Annotated in this window: 22 protein-coding genes; 7 read left to right on the forward strand and 15 right to left on the reverse strand. The window is 35.2% G+C overall.

What is annotated here, in order from left to right; genetic code table 11:
* Positions 1 to 44: 44 nt before the first annotated feature.
* Positions 45 to 650 (forward strand): superoxide dismutase, encoded by a 606-nt coding sequence (locus ACFO7M_RS03320; RefSeq protein WP_379734011.1) that lies wholly within the window; start codon positions 45 to 47, stop codon positions 648 to 650.
* Positions 651 to 1,306: 656 nt separating this feature from the next.
* Here ACFO7M_RS03320 and ACFO7M_RS03325 read toward each other — a convergent pair.
* The 5 genes from ACFO7M_RS03325 to ACFO7M_RS03345 all read right to left on the reverse strand — a co-directional run bounded on the left by ACFO7M_RS03325 (position 1,307) and on the right by ACFO7M_RS03345 (position 5,966).
* Entirely contained in the window at positions 1,307 to 3,205 is a 1,899-nt protein-coding gene (locus ACFO7M_RS03325; protein ID WP_379734013.1) for an amidophosphoribosyltransferase, read from the reverse strand.
* A gap of 92 nt (positions 3,206 to 3,297) precedes the next feature.
* Complete coding sequence (locus ACFO7M_RS03330; RefSeq protein WP_379718110.1) at positions 3,298 to 4,224, reverse strand: PfkB family carbohydrate kinase; 927 nt, start codon at positions 4,222 to 4,224, stop codon at positions 3,298 to 3,300.
* A 35-nt stretch (positions 4,225 to 4,259) separates the two neighbouring features.
* Complete coding sequence (locus ACFO7M_RS03335; RefSeq protein WP_379718108.1) at positions 4,260 to 4,889, reverse strand: START domain-containing protein; 630 nt, start codon at positions 4,887 to 4,889, stop codon at positions 4,260 to 4,262.
* Between the two features lie 18 nt (positions 4,890 to 4,907).
* A complete protein-coding gene (gene rnhA, locus ACFO7M_RS03340; RefSeq protein ID WP_379734015.1) occupies positions 4,908 to 5,387 on the reverse strand; it encodes a ribonuclease HI in 480 nt (159 codons plus the stop codon).
* A gap of 9 nt (positions 5,388 to 5,396) precedes the next feature.
* Entirely contained in the window at positions 5,397 to 5,966 is a 570-nt protein-coding gene (locus ACFO7M_RS03345; RefSeq protein WP_379718104.1) for a phosphoribosylglycinamide formyltransferase, read from the reverse strand.
* A 222-nt stretch (positions 5,967 to 6,188) separates the two neighbouring features.
* Between ACFO7M_RS03345 and ACFO7M_RS03350 the strand changes: the two genes are divergently transcribed.
* The 5 genes from ACFO7M_RS03350 to pyk all read left to right on the forward strand — a co-directional run bounded on the left by ACFO7M_RS03350 (position 6,189) and on the right by pyk (position 10,646).
* Positions 6,189 to 6,425, forward strand: coding sequence for an acyl carrier protein (locus ACFO7M_RS03350; protein ID WP_007137004.1), 237 nt, complete (start codon positions 6,189 to 6,191; stop codon positions 6,423 to 6,425).
* A gap of 194 nt (positions 6,426 to 6,619) precedes the next feature.
* Positions 6,620 to 7,870 (forward strand): beta-ketoacyl-ACP synthase II, encoded by a 1,251-nt coding sequence (gene fabF / locus ACFO7M_RS03355; RefSeq protein ID WP_379718102.1) that lies wholly within the window; start codon positions 6,620 to 6,622, stop codon positions 7,868 to 7,870.
* A gap of 9 nt (positions 7,871 to 7,879) precedes the next feature.
* The gene (gene rnc, locus ACFO7M_RS03360) at positions 7,880 to 8,620 is read left to right on the forward strand and encodes a ribonuclease III (protein WP_379718100.1); all 741 of its coding nucleotides are present in this window, start codon (positions 7,880 to 7,882) and stop codon (positions 8,618 to 8,620) included.
* A gap of 113 nt (positions 8,621 to 8,733) precedes the next feature.
* On the forward strand, positions 8,734 to 9,213 hold the full coding sequence (locus ACFO7M_RS03365) for an IPExxxVDY family protein (RefSeq protein WP_379718098.1): 480 nt from the start codon (positions 8,734 to 8,736) through the stop codon (positions 9,211 to 9,213).
* Positions 9,214 to 9,215: 2 nt separating this feature from the next.
* Entirely contained in the window at positions 9,216 to 10,646 is a 1,431-nt protein-coding gene (gene pyk / locus ACFO7M_RS03370) for a pyruvate kinase (RefSeq protein ID WP_379718096.1), read from the forward strand.
* 14 nt (positions 10,647 to 10,660) lie between these two features.
* Here the strand turns inward: pyk and dinB are convergent, their stop codons facing one another.
* The gene (gene dinB / locus ACFO7M_RS03375) at positions 10,661 to 11,743 is read right to left on the reverse strand and encodes a DNA polymerase IV (RefSeq protein ID WP_379734017.1); all 1,083 of its coding nucleotides are present in this window, start codon (positions 11,741 to 11,743) and stop codon (positions 10,661 to 10,663) included.
* A 25-nt stretch (positions 11,744 to 11,768) separates the two neighbouring features.
* Here dinB and ACFO7M_RS03380 point away from each other — a divergent pair, with 25 nt between their 5' ends.
* Positions 11,769 to 12,236: a CYTH domain-containing protein gene (locus ACFO7M_RS03380; protein WP_379734019.1), complete on the forward strand. Its 468-nt coding sequence runs from the start codon at positions 11,769 to 11,771 to the stop codon at positions 12,234 to 12,236.
* A 1-nt stretch (position 12,237) separates the two neighbouring features.
* On the opposite strand, the gene ACFO7M_RS03385 is transcribed toward ACFO7M_RS03380, so the two are convergent.
* The 9 genes from ACFO7M_RS03385 to ACFO7M_RS03425 form a co-directional block, all read right to left on the reverse strand.
* A complete protein-coding gene (locus tag ACFO7M_RS03385) occupies positions 12,238 to 12,732 on the reverse strand; it encodes a septal ring lytic transglycosylase RlpA family protein (RefSeq protein ID WP_379718090.1) in 495 nt (164 codons plus the stop codon).
* Between the two features lie 86 nt (positions 12,733 to 12,818).
* On the reverse strand, positions 12,819 to 13,241 hold the full coding sequence (locus ACFO7M_RS03390; RefSeq protein WP_379734021.1) for a hypothetical protein: 423 nt from the start codon (positions 13,239 to 13,241) through the stop codon (positions 12,819 to 12,821).
* Between the two features lie 90 nt (positions 13,242 to 13,331).
* Positions 13,332 to 16,190, reverse strand: coding sequence for a TonB-dependent receptor (locus tag ACFO7M_RS03395; protein ID WP_379718086.1), 2,859 nt, complete (start codon positions 16,188 to 16,190; stop codon positions 13,332 to 13,334).
* Between the two features lie 173 nt (positions 16,191 to 16,363).
* Positions 16,364 to 18,004, reverse strand: a complete 1,641-nt coding sequence (gene pgi / locus ACFO7M_RS03400; protein ID WP_379734023.1) for a glucose-6-phosphate isomerase — start codon at positions 18,002 to 18,004, stop codon at positions 16,364 to 16,366.
* 152 nt (positions 18,005 to 18,156) lie between these two features.
* Positions 18,157 to 19,377 (reverse strand): M23 family metallopeptidase, encoded by a 1,221-nt coding sequence (locus tag ACFO7M_RS03405; protein ID WP_379734025.1) that lies wholly within the window; start codon positions 19,375 to 19,377, stop codon positions 18,157 to 18,159.
* A gap of 72 nt (positions 19,378 to 19,449) precedes the next feature.
* Positions 19,450 to 20,373 (reverse strand): tryptophan 2,3-dioxygenase family protein, encoded by a 924-nt coding sequence (locus ACFO7M_RS03410; RefSeq protein WP_379734027.1) that lies wholly within the window; start codon positions 20,371 to 20,373, stop codon positions 19,450 to 19,452.
* Between the two features lie 4 nt (positions 20,374 to 20,377).
* Positions 20,378 to 21,151 carry a DUF3108 domain-containing protein gene (locus ACFO7M_RS03415; protein ID WP_379718078.1) on the reverse strand — a complete coding sequence of 258 codons (774 nt, stop codon included), beginning with the start codon at positions 21,149 to 21,151 and terminating at the stop codon, positions 20,378 to 20,380.
* A gap of 415 nt (positions 21,152 to 21,566) precedes the next feature.
* Positions 21,567 to 22,730 (reverse strand): 4-hydroxyphenylpyruvate dioxygenase, encoded by a 1,164-nt coding sequence (gene hppD / locus ACFO7M_RS03420; RefSeq protein ID WP_379718076.1) that lies wholly within the window; start codon positions 22,728 to 22,730, stop codon positions 21,567 to 21,569.
* Positions 22,731 to 22,783: 53 nt separating this feature from the next.
* Positions 22,784 to 23,941, reverse strand: a complete 1,158-nt coding sequence (locus ACFO7M_RS03425; protein WP_379734029.1) for a homogentisate 1,2-dioxygenase — start codon at positions 23,939 to 23,941, stop codon at positions 22,784 to 22,786.
* Positions 23,942 to 24,014 lie beyond the last annotated feature (73 nt).

Raw genomic sequence — 24,014 nt, forward strand, 5'->3', positions numbered from 1 at the left:
AATTTTGAAAATATTTATTTATTAATCTTTAAACAGACAATAGTATGGCTTTCGAGTTACCGCAATTACCTTATGCATATGATGCATTAGAACCACATATTGATGCAAGAACAATGGAAATTCACCATTCAAAACATCACAATGCATATACCACTAATTTAAATGCTGCAATAGCAGGAACAGAATTAGAAGGCAAATCAATTGAAGATATTCTTTCTAATTTAGATATGTCCAAAGCAGCGATTCGCAACAATGGTGGTGGATTTTACAACCACAATTTGTTTTGGACAGTTATGTCACCTGACGGTGGCGGTGAACCTACTGGCGAATTAGCTGACGCGATCAACGCAGCATTCGGAAGCTTCGCAACTTTCAAAGAAGCTTTTGCCAAAGCTGGAGCCACACAATTCGGTTCAGGATGGGCATGGTTATGTGTAAAAGACGGAAAATTAGAAGTGTGCGGTACTCCAAACCAAGACAACACTCTAATGCCTGGTGTTGGATGTGGAGGCACACCAATCTTAGGTATGGATGTTTGGGAACACGCTTACTACCTTAACTACCAAAACCGTCGTCCAGACTACATCGAGGCTTTCTTCAATGTAATTAATTGGAAAGAAGTGGCAAGACGTTTTTCAGCTGCAAAATAATACATCGATTTAAAAAGAGAAAGCCAGACAATTGTCTGGCTTTTTATTTGAATCAATAATTAACAAAGAATAAAAAAGGTGGACGTATTAGTTCCACCTTTTTTGCCCCAAATCTACCATAAACTTAACCTACTTATGTAATGGTGATTCAAATGTATAGCGGTTCTATCTTGATACCAAAGAAAGTCGTCAAACTACCAATAAAATCGACAAGGCAAACATCTTAACCAACAATGGCAACCCGTCTAATCCAACACTCTTATAAAGGTTAAAATGAAATCCATTGAAAAATAAAAAAGGCAGGATCACTCCTACCTTTTTTGCCCCAAATCTACCATAAACTTAACCTACTTATGTAATGGTAGAGCGAATGTATATCAGCACTTATTGAACTTCAAAATAAATCGTTGAATTGTAAAAAAAATCGTTGATAGGGTTAGCACTCATTAAATTTAGTTAGAAGATTCGAAGTTGAATCGGAAGTGCCTTAAAATAAAAAAGGCGGAACTAATAAGCCCGCCTTTTTTGCCCCAAATCTACCATAAACTTAACCTACTTATGTAATGGTGATGCGAATATAGATTCAGGATACAATCTCGCCAAACTTAATCGGTGAATTGTAAATAAAGTCGATAAAAGACATTTTTGTAGTCCTTTTAGTATGCTCTTGCGTCTTTCCCTTCATAAAAATTCATAAACGCCCTGTTTACTACACGATTCCCTCCATCTGTAGGGTAATTCCCGGTAAAATACCAGTCACCCAAATTTTTAGGACAAGCTTTATGTAAATCGGCCACACTTTGGAAGATAATTTTCACTTCGGCTTTCACCGTAGGTTCGGTAAGCATTTCAGCAATTTTATCTGAAATTTGTTCATCGGTGAATTGTTCGTACAATTCATTCACATAATTTACCACTTCGGCATCACTAAAATGTTCTTGCGCTTTACACTTCGCATATACCTCGTCCACCAAATGATATTTATTACTATCCTTCAATAATTCCAACATCGCCTGAAAAGCCACTAATGTTTCCAATTTAGCCATATCTATACCATAGCAATCTGGATAACGTATCTGCGGTGCCGATGATACCACCACAATTTTTTTAGGATTCAAACGATCCATCATCTTGATGATACTCTTTTTCAAAGTAGTTCCACGAACAATACTATCATCGATGATAACCAAATTATCTGTAGGCTGAATCACACCATATGTAACATCATATACATGTGCAACCATATCATCTCTGGAGCTATCTTCGGTAATGAAGGTGCGTAATTTGACATCTTTAATGGCGATTTTTTCAGAACGAAGTTTAACCGAAAGAATTTCTTGCAATTTCTCTTCTGACAATGACTCTTTATGCTCTAAAATAGTTGCTATTTTCCTTTGATTTAAGAAATCATTGGCCGCTTCCACCATACCGTAGAATGAGGTTTCTGCTGTATTTGGAATATACGAAAAAACAGTATTATCAGTATCATTATCAACTGCTTTTAAAACCGCCGGCATTATTAGCTTACCTAGTTCTTTGCGTTCCTGATAAATTTCAGCATCGCTACCACGAGAAAAATAAATTCGTTCGAATGAACACGCTTTTTTATCCAAAGCTTCCCGTACTTTCTCGTCGATCACCGTACCATTTTTCTTGATAATCAATGCATGTCCCGGTGTAATTTCTTCAATAGCTTCGAAAGGCACATTGAAAACCGTTTGAATTACCGGTCTTTCAGATGCAACCACCACAATTTCATCATCCTGATAATAATAAGCTGGTCGTATTCCTGCCGGGTCACGAGTTACAAAAGCATCACCATGACCTAACAAACCTGCCATTGCATAACCACCATCCCAGTTTTTAGAGGCACGACGTAAAATTCGACCTACATTCAATCGTTCAGCAATAACTGGCGATGCTTCTTGTTTTGACAAACCTTCATTCTTGCATTCTTGGTATAAGTCGGTTACTTCATCATCTAGAAAATGACCGATTTTTTCCATCACAGTAACAGTATCCGCCATTTGTTTTGGATGTTGTCCTAATTGTACTAAATCCTGAAACAACTCTTTAACATTAGTCATATTAAAGTTTCCAGCCACAATCAAATTTCGATGCATCCAATTGTTCTGACGAAGGAAAGGGTGAACATTTTCGATACTGTTTTTACCAAATGTGCCATAACGCACGTGTCCTAAAAACAATTCCCCAACATAAGGGATGTGCTTTTTTTGCAAGGTTACGTCATTCAAATATTCCGGGTGATTTTCAAGCTCTTCATTAATACGACCATTGATTTGTCCGAAAATATCTTGAATAGGTTGCGCCTGATTGGAACGTATTCTACTGATATATCGTTCACCTGGTTCAACATCTAATTTAATACTTGCTAAACCAGCTCCATCCTGACCTCTATTGTGTTGTTTTTCCAACAGAAGGTACATTTTTTCGACACCGTAAAAAGCTGTTCCGTATTTTTCTTTGTAGTATTCTAAAGGTTTTTTTAATCTCAAAAGTGCAATACCACACTCATGTTTTATCGCGTCACTCATACTGTTAGTTGTGCTTCTGAAAAGAATTCAGAAAATGTTGTGTTGTTGTTATTTAAATAAAAAAAGCCCCGAAAATCGAGGCCATACTTTTTTTATGCTAATTCTATGTCAAATTGCGTCAATGCTTTGAATTGCTTTAATCTGCTTTTCACTTCTTCTTGGGTCAAGCTCACCATTCTTTCTGTACCGAATTTCTCTACACAGAAAGAGGCCAAATTAGAACCATGAACGATAGCTGCTTTCATGTTTTCGAAAGAAATATTTTCACTTTGCGTAATAAATCCAGAAAAACCTCCTGCAAATGTATCACCAGCTCCAGTCGGATCGAATACTTCTTCCAATGGCAATGCTGGAGCAAAGAAAACGGAAGTATCATGGAATAATAAAGCGCCATGTTCTCCTTTTTTAATCACAACATACTTTGGTCCCATAGTTTGAATTTTAGCTGCTGCTTTTACTAATGAATACTCACCTGATAATTGACGAGCTTCTTCATCATTGATAGTAATTACATCAACACGTTTCATAACTTCTTTCAATTCCGGCAAAGCGCAGTCCATCCAGAAATTCATTGTATCCAAAACCACTAATTTTGGTTTAGCTGTCAATTGATCCAAAACACTACTTTGAACCAAAGGATGTAAGTTTCCTAACATTACAACATCTGAATTCTTGAAACTTTCCGGAACGACAGGTTTAAAATCGGCTAATACATTTAGTTCTGTCACTAAAGTATCTCGAGAATTTAAATCGTTATGGTATTTTCCACTCCAAAAGAATGTCTTTCCTCCTTTGACTACTTCAAGACCAGTTACATCAATATTTCTTGATTTCAACAAATCGATATATTCTTGGGGAAAATCCTCTCCTACAACCGAAACGATTGCAGATTGTAAGTTGAAATGAGATGCAGAAAGACCGATAAAAGTACCAGCTCCTCCTAAAATTTTATCAGTTTTTCCAAACGGCGTTTCAATAGCATCAAAAGCTACTGTTCCTACAATTAATAATTTGTTCATAAAACGAATTGAAAATTAAGGCACAAAGATACAATTTAGTTTTTGTTCTTCCCAACAGAATTTTTAGTTCTGTTTTCCAACTGATATTTCATTACTTTGAAAGTTTCATAAGGTGCTTTACTCAACATCGAATTGATCACAAAAGCAGGCACATTTGCTTCAGGATCACCGAATAATTGTTGTGTTACCAAAGTAGTTGACTCATCTATCTTCTTAAGATTCCAAAAACCTCTAAAGCGTTTAATGCGAATAATCTTAGGATTAACTTTAACGATATTATTTGCAGCAGAAAGCATTATAGTACATTCCTTTTTTTTCCGAGTCAAGACAACCTTAGAAACATGATCCCTATCTTTTATAGGCCAATCAAAATTATTTTGAATGTAAAACACCCAACTTGTATCCGAAAGTTTTTTTATCAAAACTGAATTATTGGTTTTATAACTCCAGTTTTTTAAGTTTTTAATGTCTAGTATTTTTTTTAAAACAGTATCCATAGGAGATTTAACCTCCATAACCGCTTTATATTCCTTAATTGAAGAAGAGTCCGATTTTCTTACATATATTTTGATATCCTCTTTATCCAAATCAAGCTTCCACGGATGAGTCAACTGAGCAAACCCTAAAAGAAAAAACCCAATAATGAGATAAAATAGTTTTCGCATTGTATAAAATTAAGGAAATCAAAGCAGTTTGTCAGCTTCATTTTCATAAAACGAATCGACAGCCAATTTATTTTGCTGAGAAGCCATAACAGCTAATTGATCGCAGCGTTCATTTTGTGGATGATTATTATGTCCTTTGATCCATTTGAAATCCACTTGATGTTGACGGTAGATTTTTAAAAAACGTATCCATAAATCAGGGTTTTTTTTGGCTTTGAAACCAATTTTCTCCCAACCGAAAACCCATCTTTTTTCAACTGCATCAACTACATATTTCGAATCAGAGACCACCAAAACTTTCATGTTCTGATTCTTAAGCTTCTCCAAACCAACAATTACCGCTAATAGCTCCATCCGATTATTTGTGGTTAATCGGAATCCTTCATAAAATTCTTTTTTATATGCAGTACCAACTAACTCCATAACAACCCCGTATCCTCCTGGACCAGGATTGCCTTTTGCGGCACCATCTGTATATATGTGAACTTGATGTGACAATTAAAACTATTAATTTAATTTAGTAAGTAGCTTTTCAATAATTAAAGGAAAAAATTCATATTCTAATTCATGAACTTTTTGGGCTATCTCATCGACAGTTGTACAGCCTTCGATTGTAACCGAATGTTGAAAAATAACCCCACCTTCATCATAATGGTCATTAACATAATGAATAGTAATACCAGTTTCTTTCTCCTTATTATCTAAAACAGCCTGGTGTACGTTCCTTCCATACATTCCCTTACCTCCAAATTTTGGCAAAAGTGCCGGATGAATATTAATTATTTTATCTGGGTATTTCGAAATAATATCCGAAGGAAATTTCAAAAGAAAACCTGCCAAAACAATTAAATCAGGTTGTAATTCTTCAACTTTTTGCAATACGAATCCATTATTCAACTCTTCTTTGGTAAAGGTTTCAAAAGGAATATTATGGTTTTTCGCCTTTTCTAACACTTTGGCATGTAGATTGTTAGACAAAATACCGACTACGTTTCCTTGCTTACTGTTTTTAAAATGTAATATGATTTGTTCAGCATTAGAGCCTGAGCCCGAAGCGAATATTACAATTTTTTTCATTTGTTGTGTTGTTAAAAGTGTTGACTATAAACCCATTGGATTTTAAGCGCAGATGTAATTTTTATTACGCAAAAAAAAGAATAATAAATGACAAATAATTAAAAATGGTATTCTTTGTGAAATTAATTTTCTAAATTCGTAGTTAGATTTATTAACTAAAAAAGTGGTTGTAAAATAATTTTTTTATTTTTGCCAACTAATTAAAATTTAAAATTAAAGATTATGTCAGACATTGCATCAAGAGTAAAAGCGATTATCGTAGACAAATTAGGTGTTGACGAAAACGAAGTTGTTACAGAAGCAAGCTTCACTAACGATTTAGGAGCTGATTCATTAGACACTGTTGAGCTAATTATGGAGTTCGAAAAAGAATTTGACATTCAAATTCCAGACGACCAAGCTGAAAACATTGCTACTGTAGGTCAAGCTATTTCTTACATCGAAGAAGCTAAAAAATAATAATACTACCCAACATCTGTAAGTGCAATACCTTACAGATGTTATTATTTTTTACTGTCTTTATCAAAATCTTTTGTAGATTTGTAAAAACATTGATTGTATTACAATCATAAAATATTATGTAATACCCATTGTTTCTTTTAGTTAATTAAAAGTACCATGGGTTTTTTTATATCAAACAAAACCAACTAAGGATGCAATTAAAGCGAGTAGTAGTAACAGGATTAGGAGCACTTACCCCAATAGGAAACACAATTGAAGAATATTGGAACGGTCTAATTAACGGTAAAAGCGGTGCTGCACCAATCACGTATTATGACACTGAAAAACATAAAACAAAATTTGCCTGTGAAGTAAAAAACTTCAATGTTGAAGATTATATTGACAAAAAAGAGTCCCGCAGAATGGACAAATTTGCCCAATATGCTATTGTAGCAGGGGATCAAGCCATTAAAGATGCCGGAATAACAGACTCTAATGTTAACAAAGCCAGAGTTGGTGTTATCTGGGGTGCAGGAATTGGTGGTTTGGAAACTTTCCAAGAAGAAGTTTTGAGCTATGCAAAAGGTGACGGAACACCACGTTTCAACCCTTTCTTCATACCTAAAATGATTGCCGATATTGCACCAGCACATATTTCAATGCGTAATGGATTTATGGGCCCAAACTACACAACAGTTTCTGCTTGTGCTTCATCTGCCAATGCTTTGATTGATGCTTTCAATTACATCCGCTTAGGAATGTGTGATGTAATCATTTCAGGTGGTTCAGAAGCTGCCGTTACCATTGCTGGTATGGGTGGATTCAATTCAATGCAAGCCTTATCAACCAGAAACGAAAGCCCAGAAAGTGCCTCAAGACCTTTTGACGCAACAAGAGACGGTTTTGTTCTAGGCGAAGGAGCAGGCGCTTTGGTATTGGAAGAATACGAACATGCAAAAGCAAGAGGAGCAAAAATATATTGTGAGGTAGGCGGTGGAGGTATGTCTTCAGACGCGTATCACTTAACAGCACCACATCCAGAAGGAATTGGGGTAATTGCCGTTATGCAAAACTGCTTAAATGATGCCGGTATGAAGCCTGAGGATGTTGAACACATCAATACTCATGGAACTTCAACTCCACTTGGAGACGTAGCAGAATTAAAAGCAATCAGTGCTGTTTTTGGAGATCATGCTAAAAACATCAATATCAATTCTACAAAGTCAATGACCGGACACTTGCTTGGTGCCGCCGGAGCTATTGAAGCGATTGCTTCAGTTTTAGCCATAAAACATGGAATTATTCCACCAACCATCAACCACTCCGTAGTGGATGAAAACATTGATCCTTCGTTAAACTTAACACTTAATAAAGCTCAAAAGAGAGAAATTAAAGTAGCTATGAGTAATACTTTCGGATTTGGTGGTCACAATGCTTGTGTTTTATTCAAAAAAATTGATTAATTCCTCTATATGAGTATTATTAAAAAAATATTTAAAACTTCCCGTTCGCCTGAAGACGGGATTTTTTTTGATAAACTCGAGAAATTACTCGGCTTTAAGCCAAACAACCTAGAGCATTATAAAAAAGCATTCACTCACCGTTCCATGAATAAAACGGATGAAAACGGAAACCCAATCAATTATGAACGTTTGGAGTTTTTGGGTGATGCTATGTTGGGCTCAGTGATTGCAGCGCATCTTTTCAACAAAGTACCCAAAGGAGATGAAGGCTACCTTACAAAAATGCGCTCAAAAATAGTGAGCCGTGAACACCTTAATGAATTAGGGAAAGACTTTAACTTGATTCAATTTGTGGAAAGCAAGGTAGCTCCGCAGCATTTTGGAGAAAATGTACATGGTAATATTTTTGAAGCATTTATAGGCGCCATCTACCTTGATAAAGGTTTTTTATACTGCGAAAAATTCATTCATCGAAAAATCATCAAACCCTACGTTGATATTGATCGCTTGGAAGGCAAAGTCATCAGTTACAAAAGTTTGCTGATTGAATGGTGCCAAAAAGAAAAAAAATCATTCAACTACGAAGTATACGACGACAACGGCACCGGTAATTTAAAATACTTTGGTGTTAAACTACATATTGACAGTAAAGTTGTGGCCAAAGCTCGTGCAACTTCAAAAAAGAAAGCAGAAGAAATTGCTTCCAAAAGAGCCTATTTCGTTTTTCAATCCAAAATTGATTCCAAATAGAAGCTATCTTTCTAAAACTCAAACGTTTTCGTTAATAAATTAGCAAAAAGCTAACGTTTTATACTGTTTTAAGTCGGTTATTAATAGTATATTTACATCTTATTTTGAATTATATGGCCATTCATAAATTACAGTTAGAGGATTTTGACCAAGTAGATTATGATCTTATTGCCATACACACAACCTTGGAAGATTTCAGGTTAGCATTCAAAATAAATCAACAGTTAGAAATTTTACTTTCTAAAAACGAAGACGAAATCCCTATTGAAATCAACAAACAAAAAACCTCATTTTCAAGGTTTACTTTTGAAGATGAAATTGCCATGATGGCATGGGATTTAATTCAGAACAAACAAGAAATTGAAATGCCGGTTCAAGTCAAAAACAACTCACTTTTTGACGATGATGTTGTGGTAAATCAGGTTAATCTGATTAATGAACTCAAAAAAGTGGATTATTTTCTAAAAATAGAACATGACGAACAAATAGATATTAAAGAAATAATAAGTAAAATTAAAAAGATTGACTCTATCAACACGGTGTATGAAGTAGATGTTCATGAGATCAAATCGAAAAACAATTTAATTTTTTAACGATGCCAACAAGAAAAAAGACCAAAGTTGTAGCTACCCTAGGTCCAGCGTGTAGTACAAAAGAAGTGATCCAAAAAATGATGGAAGCCGGAGTTGATGTATTCCGAATCAATTTCTCTCATGCCGACTATACAGATGTTGCCGAAAGAATCCGAATCATCAGAGAAATAAACGACGAATGTGGTTATACAACTGCCATTTTAGCCGATTTACAAGGACCCAAACTTCGCGTTGGAGTTATGAAAGAAGATGTCGTTGTAAACGAAGGTGATTTGGTCACTTTCCAAACTACTGACGATGTTCCCGGAACACCGGATAATGTATACATGACTTACAAAACCTTCCCTCAAGATGTTAACCCAGGTGAACGCATTTTGTTGGATGACGGAAAATTAATTTTTGAAGCCGTTTCAACTGATAAAAAAGCAAAAGTGGTTTGTAAAGTAATTCAGGGTGGTCCGCTGAAATCCAAAAAAGGAGTGAATTTACCCAATACAAAAGTTTCTTTACCTGCATTGACTGAAAAAGATATTAGAGATGCTATTTTCGCTATCGAAAATAAAGTAGACTGGTTGGCTTTATCCTTCGTAAGAACTCCAGAGGATTTAAAAGATTTACGAGATTTGATCGAAAAACATTCGGATCATAAAATTCCAATTGTAGCTAAAATAGAAAAACCTGAAGCAGTTGAAAATATTGACAAAATTGTAGCGCATTGCGATGGTTTAATGGTAGCTCGTGGTGATCTTGGTGTAGAACTTCCTGCACATGAAGTTCCTTTGATTCAGAAAAAATTAATCAATAGAGCAAAATTAGCGCGTATTCCAGTAATTGTAGCAACACAAATGATGGAAACAATGATTACAAGCTTAACTCCAACACGTGCAGAAGTAAATGACGTTGCCAATTCAGTTATGGATGGTGCAGATGCTGTAATGCTTTCGGGAGAGACTTCTGTTGGAAATTACCCCGTGCAGGTTATCGAAAAAATGACACAAATCATTGAAGCAGTTGAAGATTCGCCACTAATTCAGGTACCACAAAAGCAACCTCAAATCAAAACCAATCGTTATATCACGAAACATATTTGCTATCACGCTGCCATTTTAGCAGACGATATCGAAGCAAAAGCCATCACCACTTTAACCAATAGTGGTTATACCGCATTCCAAGTTTCGGCTTGGCGTCCACACGCACATGTTTTGGTATTCACATCCAACAAACGCATCTTAACCCAATTGAATTTACTTTGGGGTGTACATGCTTTTTTCTATGACAAGTTTGTAAGTACAGATGATACTATTGATGATATTAATGCTATTGCCTACGAAACCGGTTATGTGCAAAAAGGGGACATTTTAGTAAATCTTGCGGCGATGCCGGTGGTTGACAAAGGAATGGTAAATACCTTACGTATTTCTGAAATAGTTTAATTTTACACTACCGATTAAAATTCAAACCGTAGTTGAACGACTACGGTTTTTTTTATCTCCGTATTCAAGTTAGCCAATGAAATTCCTAACAAACGAACAGAATCCTTCATACGTTCTTGATACAATAATTCTTTAGCATTTTCGAACAATAAACCTTTATCCGAAATAAAATAAGGCAAGGTTTTACTCCTAGTTTGCTGGGTAAAATCACTGTATTTGATTTTAAGTGTAATTGTTTTTCCTGAAATTTTATGCTTTTGAAGACGTCGAGAAAGTTCATCAGCGATTCGCTCCAATTTTTCCTCCATAAAAATTTCCGAAGTCAGATTCGTATAAAACGTATGTTCAGCAGCGACCGATTTTGTTGTTCTATTAGGCTTAACAGCGCTATGTGATATACCACGTACCAAATAATAATAATGCCTACCACTTTTCCCAAAATGTTCGTCTAAATACTCTAAGGATTTCGATTTTAAGTCGGCACCGGTATAAATACCCAACTGGTACATTTTTTCGGTAGTAACTTTACCTATACCATAAAACTTTTTCACATCCAAACCTTCCAAGAAAGGTTCCACTTCATCTGGGTTAATGGTTTTCTGACCATTTGGTTTGTTATAATCCGAAGCAATTTTAGCTACAAATTTATTAATAGAAATTCCAGCAGATGCAGTTAAACCAACTTCGTCAAATATTCGTTTACGGATTTCTTGAGCGATTAGACTAGCACTCGGATTTCCCTTCTTATTTACAGTTACATCGAGATAGGCCTCATCTAGAGAAAGAGGTTCGACCAAATCGGTATAATCATGAAAAATTTTGCGGATTTGTTTGGAAATTTCTTTGTAGCGATCAAACCTTGGTCGGACGAATATTAATTCCGGGCATAATCGTTTCGCTTGTATGCCACTCATAGCACTACGTACGCCAAATTTTCTCGCTTCATAACTCGCTGCCGATACTACTCCACGCACCTCATTTCCTCCAACAGCCAATGGTTTCCCTTTCAATTCAGGATTATCCATCTGCTCCACAGAAGCATAGAAAGCATCCATATCGACATGGATTATTTTTCTTTGAGGAATAGATTCGGTCATAGGACAAATTTAATACCTTTATCCTATGATTGAAATAGAACGCAAATTTTTAGTTACCAACACTGCTTTCAAAGAATTGGCAGTTACACAAAACAGAATAGTTCAAGGTTATTTGAATTCAAATCCTGAACGAACAGTCAGAATTCGTATTAAAGGCGAAAAAGGTTATTTGACCATAAAAGGCAAAGGAAACGAATCTGGCACGTCAAGACTCGAATGGGAAACAGAAATTTCAATAACAGACGCCGAGCATTTACTTTCTTTATGTGAAAAAGGAGTGATCGACAAAATTAGATACGAAATTCCAGCCCAAAATCATATATATGAAGTTGATGTGTTCTCAGGAGAAAATAATGGCTTAATTATTGCTGAAATCGAGCTAAAAGAAGAAAACGAACCCTTTTACAAACCAGATTGGTTAGGAGATGAAGTTACTGGCGATGAAAAGTATTATAATGCCTATTTGAGCAATAACCCTTACCAAAGTTGGTAAATCATTCTTTCTTTTGAGCAATTTCTATTTTTACACGCATTTCGCCTCCGGCTTTATTTGTAGCCAAAAACATAAAAGCAGCCCTCGATAAATCAATTTCACGGCTTCTCACATGAGGGCCTCTATCATTGACTTTCACCAAAACGTGTTTTCCATTACGAAGGTTAGTAATCCTTAAAAGCGTTCCGAATTTAAATTTGCGGTGTGCGGCAGTAAATTTTTTATTATTGAAGCGTTCACCACTTGCCGTCTTTCTTCCATTGAATTTATTGGAATAATAGGAAGCATGCGCATTGCTTTTGTACAATTTATAGTTGTACAATCCTTCTTCTATTGAAAGGCTATCAATAGTTAGGCTATCGATGGTATCATTTTTTACAGTATCCTGAACTTGAGAAAAAGCATAATTTTTTTTGTCAAATTTTCTAAAGGAGAAATTTGAAATCAGCATTACAGCTATCGATGTGGTAATTACCAGTAAAATTCTATTTATCATATCAGTTTTATTTAACATCACACCTCTTTAATCAAATACCATACCTAAAAAACAAAAAGCCCTAATTAAAGGACTTTTGCTTTATTTTAGAACCATAGAGACCATGGAATTCTACTTAAAATTAGAACCAATCCCAATCCAAAGAAAACAAGAATCGATTTGAATTTAGCAGCACTCTCAGCTTGTCTTTTATGTTTTGACCAACCGATAGTAATCAAAACCAAAGCAATAACATTAATCAATGGATGTTCCAAAGAAGTTAAACGTACTGCTGCATCTTTCATTTCGCCCAACAAAGCGTGACCTAAAGGAGAAACAAAATACAAGATCAATCCAACTAAAAGTTGAATATGCGCTGCAATCAATCCGAATAGAGAAATTTTTCGATCTTTAGCAGTAAATTCTTTCTTTCCAAAAAAACCTGAAGCACTGTTCAAAACAGCAACCAATAACAACACAAGAGCCAAATAAGCCCAGCCTGAGTGAAATTTTTGTATAAATTCGTACATTTTGATAGTTTTAGTTTAAAACAAATATAGCCAAAAAAAACAAAACCATCTGCCTGAACAGATGGTTTTGATATATACACTTTGTAATGATTAGAAATCGTATCTCAAAGAGAAGTTCCATGTTCTTCCGAAACCGAAGAAAACCTGGTTTCTTGAATCAACACCATCATACGTACCTTTAGCTAAGTAATCTTGGTAAGTAGCATATCTACCTTCACCAGCACCTAATAAAGGTTGATTAACGATTGAACCATTTTGCAAAACACCTCTACCGTCACCTGTTCCAGCATTAAACTCTGCCTCAGTTGCGACGAATTGATTAGTTCTAGATTCAGCAATATACACTTCATTTAAAAGGTTATTTACGTTAATTCTGAAGTTGAAAGAATCTTTACTTCCTTTAGTTCTGTTAACTTTTAAAGACAACCCTGCATCCACTAAACCATAACTTGGCAACAATAAAGTACCTTTATTATCTTCAGCTGTAAATCTTGCTGGATCAATACTTGCATATAATTTATCTGCAAATCTGTACGTTGCATCAACTTTCAAATTATCTACAACTTCGTAGTTAGCACCAAAACTAGCTGTCCATTGCGCTACGTCACCCACTTTAACTCCGTCAAGGAATAACGTTGTCGCTGTTCCACCCGCAACCGGATCATTGTTTGCATCAAATCTTTGACTTAAACTGTTTCCTTTGTATTTCCAATCACCCAAAGACGCCATTGCAGTAATACCTAATCTAGGCAACGGTTTTGCATTGATATCCAATTCTAAACCAGCGTGAATTTCTTCAATACCAGAGAAGTTATAATATCCACCTACGTTATCTGGAGCAGCGTCAGTTGAACGTTGGAATCTATCTTTCCATGAAGTATAGTATGCATTCAAATTAGCATTGAATTTAGGAGAACGGTAACCGTAACCTGCTTCAAGACCTAAAATCTTTTCATTCGTAAGATTTCCAGCAACAATAGATTGGTTGTTTGGATAAACAGCATTAAAGAAAGGTTGTTTTGAATAATAACCTGCATTTGCAAAAACATTCATTTGATCGTTGATGTTGTAATTTACACCACCTTTAACATTACCACCAAGAATATTTTCATAGTCTGTCATATAAAGGTCGTCTGAACTTAAGTAAACGAATGTATCTTCTCTTTTGAAACCTTGCTGAGAAATAGCACCTTGAAAGAATGCAGATAATTTATCATTAGTATACTCTAACTGAGTGAAAGCTCCGTACCATTTTACGAATCCATTGTTATTGTATTCGATTTTTTCCTGATCTTTTACATTAGCAAAAGGGTTGAAACTTGGAGTTGCAGCATAGGTTTCATACAAGAAACGATTTGGATTATTGATATCTCTATTATCAAAATAACCATCAGCACCTAATCTGTTACTCACATTTCTAAAATGGTACCCGATATAAGTTCTTGCATCTAAACCAAAATCTAAAGTCAATTTATCATTCAATTTAGTATTCAAGTTAACTACTCCACCATACCAGTCGTGAGAGTTAATAGAAGCTCTTCTTGTAAAACCAGCAGTACGGCTTGTAATTTGTTCACCGTTTGTTGGTGCTAAATTAGAAGGCCCAGAAATAATACCTGTATTTCCTGTTCCTCCGTAGAAAGCTTCTCTTGTAGCAGCGTTATAAGTACCAGTGTTGTATGCGTAAAAGTCATTAAAAGGTACTAAACCATTAACTGTTTTGAAAGCAAAAGGAGATCTACCGATATTTCCTGTTCCTCCACCACGACCCCAAGAACCGTAGAATACAGAAGATAATTTCATTTTATCATTGATTTTCCAATCGTAGTTCAATGATGCAACCGGTTTGTGGTAGAAATTTCTTGCCCAAGAAAATTCTCTTCCATTCAAATGACCCCAATCAGAGTTGTATTTGATGTTTGGTGTATTTTCTGCTGGGTTTCCAAATTTAATATATGAACCTAAGTGGTTTGCAAAACTTCTTTGGTGATGCCATTGTGGTGCACCTGTAAAAGTAAATTGTAAGTCATGTTTTTCATTGATTTCATATCCAAATCCAATAAAATAATTTTGACCTTCAAATTTAGTTCCATCAACATATCCGTCACCCATTGTGTTACTTAACAAAATAGAAGCTGAAAGACCATTTTTCATCTTACCTGTTGAGTAAGAAGCTAAAGTTTTGATATAGTTATCATTACCAATTGTCGCAGAAATAGATCCTCCTTCTTTAGTATCAGCACTTCTAGTAATAATATTAATTGTACCACCCACTGAGGAGATAGCCAATTTTGAAGAACCTAAACCTCTTTGCACCTGCATAGCTGAAGTTACATCTGATAAACCAGCCCAGTTACTCCAGAAAACCGATCCGTTTTCCATATCATTAACCGGAACACCATTAATCATAACCGCAATGTTTCTTTGGTCGAATCCACGAATGGTAACTCTTGCATCTCCGAAACCACCACCTGATTTAGTAGCATAAACTGAAGGAGTAGTAGCTAAGATTTCAGGAAATTCCTGTGAACCTAATTTTTCTCTGATTTCAGCTGCTTTAATTGTAGATACTGCAACCGGAGTTTTTCTATCTTTTGCTACGTCTATTACTGTAGAAGTAACAACAACCTCACCTAATTGATTGCTTTCGTCTTGTAAAACAATAGTTCCTAAGTTTGTAGAACTACCTACAATTGAAAATTCAACTTTTTGAGTTTGATACCCTAAGTAAGACACAACAAGCACACCTGTTGCTTTTGAAGAATTTAAAGTGAAACTACCGTCGAAGCCAGTAGACACAGAAGTTGTTGTTCCTTGAATAACAACGTTTGCTCCCGGAAGTGGTCCAACTTTATCTTGAACTACTCCAGAGATTTTACCTTGAGCAAATACAGACGAAATGCTTAGGAAAAAGAAAGTCACTAAAAACCAATTTTTCATGTTTCTCATTTGTGATGTTTAAATTTTTTGTTTAGGCAAAATTGTAACAAATAATCAAGTCCAATGTTAAGTTAATGTTAACATTATGCAGGCATACCTTTAAACAAAATTCATTAAAAACAAAAAAATCGGCAATTATTAGCCGATTTTAAATAAATTTCAGAGTTAAATTTAACTAATTGTCAGTTTATTAAATAATTCTTCAATAAAAATTCAGTCGAAGAATCATGCTTTTTTACCTCAGAACTGTTAATTTCTTCTAAAATTGTAGTAGCCAATTGTTTACCTAATTCTACACCCCATTGATCATAACTATAGATATTCCAAACCACACCTTGCACAAATATTTTATGTTCATACAAAGCAATCAAAGCTCCCAAGGTTTCAGGTGTCAACGAATCAATCAATAATGTATTGGTTGGTTTGTTCCCAAGAAAAACCTTAAATGGCAGTAAAGCCGCTGCTTTTTCTTCCGAAAAACCCAACTGTTGGAATTCATTTTCAACTTGTTCAGCCGATTTACCGTTCAATAAAGCTTCGGTTTGAGCAAAGAAATTCGACATTAATTTATCGTGATGTGATTTATCTCCATACAAAGACTTCTTAAATCCAATAAAGTCTGTCGGAATCAATTTGGTTCCTTGATGAATCAATTGAAAAAAAGCGTGTTGGGAATTGGTTCCTGGCTCTCCCCAAATAATGGTTCCTGTTTGATAATTTACAGGATATCCATTGCGTCCTACACTTTTCCCATTACTTTCCATAATTCCTTGTTGCAAGTAGGGCGCCAATTTTTGCAAATACTGAGTATATGGAATCAACGCTTCGCTTTCAGCGCCATGAAAATTATTGTACCAAACACTCAATAATGCCAAAACTACAGGCATGTTTTTATCGAAAGATGTCGTTTTAAAATGCGTATCCATCGCATTTGCGCCAGACAAAAGCGCTTCAAAGTGATCAAAACCAACTGCCAAACTAATTGTCAAACCAACAGCGCTCCATAACGAAAATCGTCCTCCAACCCAATCCCACATCGGAAAGATATTATCGGGGTGAATTCCAAAATCCGTTACTTTTTGAATATTAGTGGACACAGCGACAAAGTGTTTTGCCACATCTTTTTGCTGTGCTGATTGTAAAAACCACGATCGAATGGTTTCTGCATTGGAAAGTGTTTCCTGAGTTGTAAATGTTTTGGAGGCCACAACAAACAATGTGGTTTCAGGATTGAGTTCCTTTATAATTTCTTGAACATGATCTCCATCAACATTGGATACGAAATGAACGTTCAGATGATTTTTGTAAAACTGAAGTGCTTCTACCACCATTGCTGGACCTAAATCTGATCCGCCTATTCCTATATTAACAATATCTGTAAATGCTTTACCAGTAAATCCTTTTCGATTGCCTGAAATTATTTCTTCAGAAAAAGCACGCATCTTCTTTTTTACTTCGAAAATTTCCGGGATTACATTGTGACCATCAACTAAAAAAACATCATTCTCATTAGCTCGCAAGGCGGTATGCAAAACAGCGCGATTTTCGGTCTGATTGATAGGCTCACCAGAAAACTGAGCTTCTATCGCTTTTTGCAAACCAACCTCTTCAGCCAGTTCCAAAAGCAAATCCATTGTTGTCTGGTTGATTTTATTCTTGGAATAATCCAACAAAAATTTTCCCCATTGAATATGGAATTTTTCTGTTCTTTGATTGTCAATTGCAAACAACTCTTGCATGTCTACATATTGCGTTTCTGCAAAATGCTCTCTGAGCTTTTCCCAAGCAGAAGTTTCGGAAGGATTGATAGAAGGTAACGGCATAATTTCTGTTTTTTCAAACTATTGAATAGCGAATTTACAATTTTGCTTTTGATAAATTACCAACAAAATCAACTTCTAACGAAGTTTTTAAAGCGAAAACGTTATAGTATAGGAAACTTATTCAATTCCCTGTTTCGACAAGTTCATACCACTTATTGCACACCGGCTACACTATCCAATTCTCTTTTCAGAGGTTCGATAAAAGTCAAATATCGGGGTTTATTCGCTGCATTCATTGGAGTAGAGTTTGGCAGTTTCAACTTTAAAGCATCGACTTGTTTGCCATTTTTCCAAAAACGATAACACACATGTGGTCCAGAAGCCAAGCCGGTACTACCTACTTTACCAATAATTTGACCTTGTCTTACTCTTTGTCCACGTCGAACTAAAATTCGAGACATATGCAAATATTGGGTTGAATAGGTTTTATCATGTTTGACTTTGACATGATTCCCGTTTCCAGCAGTATAACCCGCCAATTCCACCACACCGTTTGCGGTTGACATTATGGGAGTTCCATGTGGTGCAGCATAATCGGTACCATTATGTGGTTTGAAGAATTTTTGCACTGGATGAAAACGTCTTTTCGAAAATCGAGAAGTTATATTAATCGATTTCAAAGGTGCTTTCAAGAAGAAATTTTTTAATGCTTTGCCTTCTTCATCATAGTATTCAATTCTATCCTTTGGTGATTGTTTGAATGGAAATGCATACACTCGCTTTCCTTTGTATTCAAAAAAAGCACATTCCAAAGAATCTACTCCATCATAAATGGAATCGTTGATATAGCGTTCGGTAAAAGTAACCGCAAATTTATCTCCTTTTTTAGACTTAAAGAAGTCAATTGACCATTTATAAACATTGGTTAATTTAGACGATAATGAAGCCGCTACTCCTTCATTTTTTAATGTTTCTGAAAGTGAACCATTCAATTCACCAGCAATAGTGCGTCTTCTAAAAGTAACCGGTTTTATTTTTTTTGAAGCTTTCACAATTGAATCGGTGAAATCAACTATATAATAACTTAACTGATCCGGTTGGTAAATAAAGTATTGAAGCTTCTTAGTTTTATCTTTAGTTCGCAACAGGGTATAAGGTTTACCCAACCGCATAATACGAACATTAAAAGTATCTTTTACTTTACTGATAATTTCATGAACTTGTTTCCCGTTTAGATTTTGTTTTTCAAGAATACTTCCAAAAGTATCTTCTTTTTTGATAGTATCCCGAACCACAGAATAATCATTCAGTTTAAAACCAAAGTCATATACTATAGGCTCTGGCTTTTTTATAGGCTGAACCACTTCAACTTTATCATTTTTACAAGAAACTGTTAAAAATGTAACAATTAAAAAAAGGATGTATTTCTTCAAAAGGAGCTTTATTTAGCATTATCCGAACAAAAAAGTGGATAAAAGAGATATGAAAGCTAATATAAGAAAATTTTAAACATTCTCACCCCAAGACGCTAATTCTTGTTCTGACCAAAGCTCAGGGAAGAAAATACGTCGTTGGTATCTTGGATGCATGTATTTTTTCCAGTCGCTTCCGCCAGTCGCTTCTCCGTCGCCTTTGCCATTATCAATGTACTTTTTGGCTGCATTATAATGCCCCATTACCCACGTTATATTTACCGTATAATCATAATGACGCATTGCTTTTACTAATTCTGGATTTTGCTGATCAGCTTCTGGAAGCTCTTTGAATTTACGCCAAAGATTGATGGTATTATATTCCTCCATAATACGAAGGAACTCTACTTTGTATTTTTCTTCAAACTGTTGCAAGAAATACGATTTTTGACCTGTTTGATAATCTTTTCCGGCTGCTTGCCAATACAAATGTTCAAAAGCATGTGTATACGGAGTATTTCTATCTATCGTTGCTCTAAAACGATAATCAATTAAATTAATCAGATCAGTAGAACAAAACTCGATCATTCGATATTGAGCACTTTGGAATCCGCTTGCCGGTGTTAAAGTGTGTCTGAATTTCATATATTGTTCCACTTCCATTCCATCTCCCATAATGGTAAAAGAGGTAGTCAACATATCAAAGTAACGACTGATACGCATTAAACGCTCAGCAAAGAATTCGGTAGTTAATTTTTCAGAATGAGCCACTTGTTTGATTTCCCAAAGAATCATCTTGAACAACAATTCATTAACCTGATGGTACATAATGAAAATGTTTTCATCCGGCAATGTAGTTCTTTGCACTTGAAGGTTCAACAAGGCATCGGTTTGAATATAATCCCAATACGTAATGGGTTTCGACCAAAGCAATCCTTCAAGATACGCTTCTGTTTTTTGGTTTAACTCTTTGTATTTTTGATCAATTTCGTTTACTAATCCTGAATAATCACTCATTACTTTACTCTTTTATTATCATGAACGGATTTTTCAATCCTTTAAAAGCATCTAAATCTGCTTTAAGCGAACCAACGGCCAAGCTGGCTTTAATACGCAAAGGTATCTTATTTTCGTCATCTGAAATCCAAACCGTCAAACTTTCCTGCTCTTTAAAAACTCTTCCAGATTGCACCAATGGACGAAACACCATAGCTTTTACTTTTCCGAATTTTGTTCTGATGGTTTCACGTCCAACAAATTTCAATTTGAACTTATAGATTTCATTATCAAAAAACATATCTATTATAATCGATTCACCAACAGTCAATTTATCGATTTTAGGATGATTTCTCAGATAATAGAAGGAAGACATGATATCCTGAACGTTTTCGGTAACGCTAAAGGTTTTTTCGGTATCGTTCTTATAGTCTTTAACTAAAACCGTATTTTTATCTTGGTTAAAAAAGCCTTCCTGGTTTTTAGTATAGCCTCCTTCATCAATTTTTCTTAAGTATTGATAAGGTTTCGTGGTTTCTTTATCAAACTGACTTTGGTAATGGTCATCTACTTTAAAAAAGAAACGAGACATTCCGGAAGTATACCCATGTCCTACTGCATAAAAAACCTTTTTATTATTACGAGTCGCCTCTTTCACTTCGAGTGTTGCATAACCTGCATTTACTACACCATAATGGATTCTGAATTTAAACCATTCACCAACATCAAAAGCAGTGGGTTTTTGAGCGATTGCCGTTATTGAGAAAAGCAACGAGAAGAATAATAGTCTTATTTTCATTTCTTTGGGATTTATGTTTTCTAAAGAGAATACAATTTCCATTCCAAAAGTAATAAAAAACAAAAAAACCCAGTCATTGCTAACTGAGTTTTTATGCTATTAACCAACCAAAAAACTATAAATTATGAAAATTTATCAAAATTCAAAGGGAACCACCCCTTAGAATTCTGACGCAAATATATAGCGGGTTTTTAATTTTATCTAACAAAAAATCAACTTTAACATATTTTTATCAAAATAAAAGGTACTACAACGTTTTCTTTTGATGATTATTCAATAAAAATCATTTTTTATTAATACTAATTTAACAAATTCGAAACGCCAATTTTGAAAATAACTCAAAATCAAGCCCTTAGAAAATGCAAAAAATCCGGAAAATTGCATTTTCCGGATTTTTTTGAATATTCTTAAACAATTATAATGTTCCTCTGATTGCTTGTTCTCTTTCTATTGATTCAAACAAAGCCTTAAAATTACCAGCACCAAAACCTTTGGCACCCATTCTTTGAATAATTTCGAAGAAAAGTGTTGGCCTATCCTCAACCGGTTTAGTAAAAATTTGCAACAAATAACCTTCTTCATCGGCATCAATCATAATCCCTAATTTCTGAAGTTCATTAATATCTTCTTTGAATTTAGACATATGATCTTTTAATCTTTCAGGAATTGCATCATAGTAAGCTTGTGGTGGTGTACTCAAAAATTCGATTCCTCTTGCACGCATTTCGGCAACAGTAGAAATGATATCATCGGTAGCAATGGCAATATGCTGTACACCTTCATCTTCATAAAAATCTAAATATTCTTCAATTTGAGAACGCTTTTTCCCATGAGCTGGTTCGTTAATTGGAAATTTAATTCTCCCGTTACCATTTGACATTACCTTAGACATCAAAGCCGAATATTCGGTAGTAATTTGTTTATCGTCAAAGGAAAGAAAATTCACAAATCCCATCACATCTTCAAACCATTTCACCGCTTCATTCATTCTGTTCCAACCCGTATTTCCAACCATGTGGTCGATATACTTTAAACCAACCGGTTCTGGATTGTAATCAGATTTCCACTCATTGTATCCGGGTAAAAAGATTCCGTTATAATTTTTACGCTCCACAAAAATAAAGACTGTTTCCCCGTAAGCACCATAAATACCAGCACGAACCACTTCACCATTCTCGTCTGTTTCTACTTTTGGTTCGAAATAAGGTTTTGCCCCACGCTTCGTAGTTTCTTCAAATGCCGAACGTGCATCTTCAACCCAAAGCGCAATCACTTTAACACCGTCACCATGCTTTTTCACATGTTCACCGATTGGCGAATCACTATTCAATGCTGTTGTCAACACCAAACGTATTTTGTCTTGCTTCAACACATAGGAAGCTCTGTCTTTCACTCCAGTTTCCAATCCAGCATAAGCTAACGACTGAAATCCGAACGCAGTTTTATAAAAATGCGCTGCTTGTTTCGCGTTACCAACGTAAAACTCAACATAATCTGTTCCTAATAACGGAAGGAAATCTTGTGCTCCTTCAAATATTTTTTCTAATCCGTATTCTACTGATTTTATTTCTTGTGACATGATATTCTATATTTTAAGACAAAGTCAATTTGTCAAAAGTTGTGTTTAAGTTATTAATCCAACCAAGATTGGTAGTATTTCTCATCGGCAATTTTCATAGCATCTTCAGTAACCATCAAAGGCTTAAACGTATCAACCATAACAGCCAATTCTTGCGTTTCCGTTTTTCCGATACTTCTTTCGGTAGCACCAGGATGCGGTCCGTGTGGAATTCCAGCCGGGTGTAACGATATATGACCCGCTTCGATATCATTACGACTCATAAAATCACCATCCACATAATACAACACCTCATCACTATCAATATTACTATGATTATAAGGCGCAGGAATTGATTCAGGATGATAGTCATACAAACGCGGTACAAAAGAACAGATCACAAACGCATCGGTTTCGAAGGTTTGGTGCACCGGAGGCGGTTGATGAATACGTCCTGTAATGGGTTCGAAATCATGAATTGATAATGCATAAGGATAATTAAAACCATCATACCCAATTACATCGAATGGGTGGGTTGCATAAATCATTTCAAAAATTTCATCTTTCTTTTTTACTTTGATCATGAAATCCCCTTTTTTATTATTGGTTTCCAATTCCTCTGGACGACGAATATCACGTTCACAAAACGGTGAATGTTCCAACAATTGACCGAACCAGTTACGGTAACGTTTTGGAGTATAAACCGGACGATGTGACTCAACAATAAACAAACGATTGTCCTCGGTATCGAAATCGATTTTATAAATCATTCCGCGAGGAATAACCAAATAATCACCATACTTGAAATCCAAATTCCCCAGCATGGTTCTTAATTTACCGGTACCTCGATGAATGAAAATCACCTCATCGGAATCTGTATTTTTATAAAAATAATCAGTTGTCGATTTTTTAGGCGCAGCCAATGCGATATGACAGTCGGAATTCGTCAAAACAATTTTTCGGCTTTCCAAAAAATCATCAGTTGGCTCCACTTGAAACCCACGAAGTCTATACGATTGAATATTATTTGCTTTGGCTATTTTAGGTGCAATTGAATATTGTTTTCTGATTTCCTTAACCTGAGTAGGTCGGTTTTCATGATACATATTGGTTGACATTCCGTCAAATCCAATAGTACCGAACAATTGCTCGTAGTACAAATCCCCGTTTTCTTTACGGAATTGGATATGTCTTTTATAGGGTATTTTTCCTAGTTTATGATAAAATGGCATCTTCTTTTATTTTAAAGTGTAAAACTTAATGTTTTAAGTCGGTTAACCAAAACACTACTATAAATCAAAAAGA

This window comes from Flavobacterium sp. GCM10023249 (assembly GCF_042653365.1).
In the GTDB taxonomy this organism is placed as follows: domain Bacteria; phylum Bacteroidota; class Bacteroidia; order Flavobacteriales; family Flavobacteriaceae; genus Flavobacterium.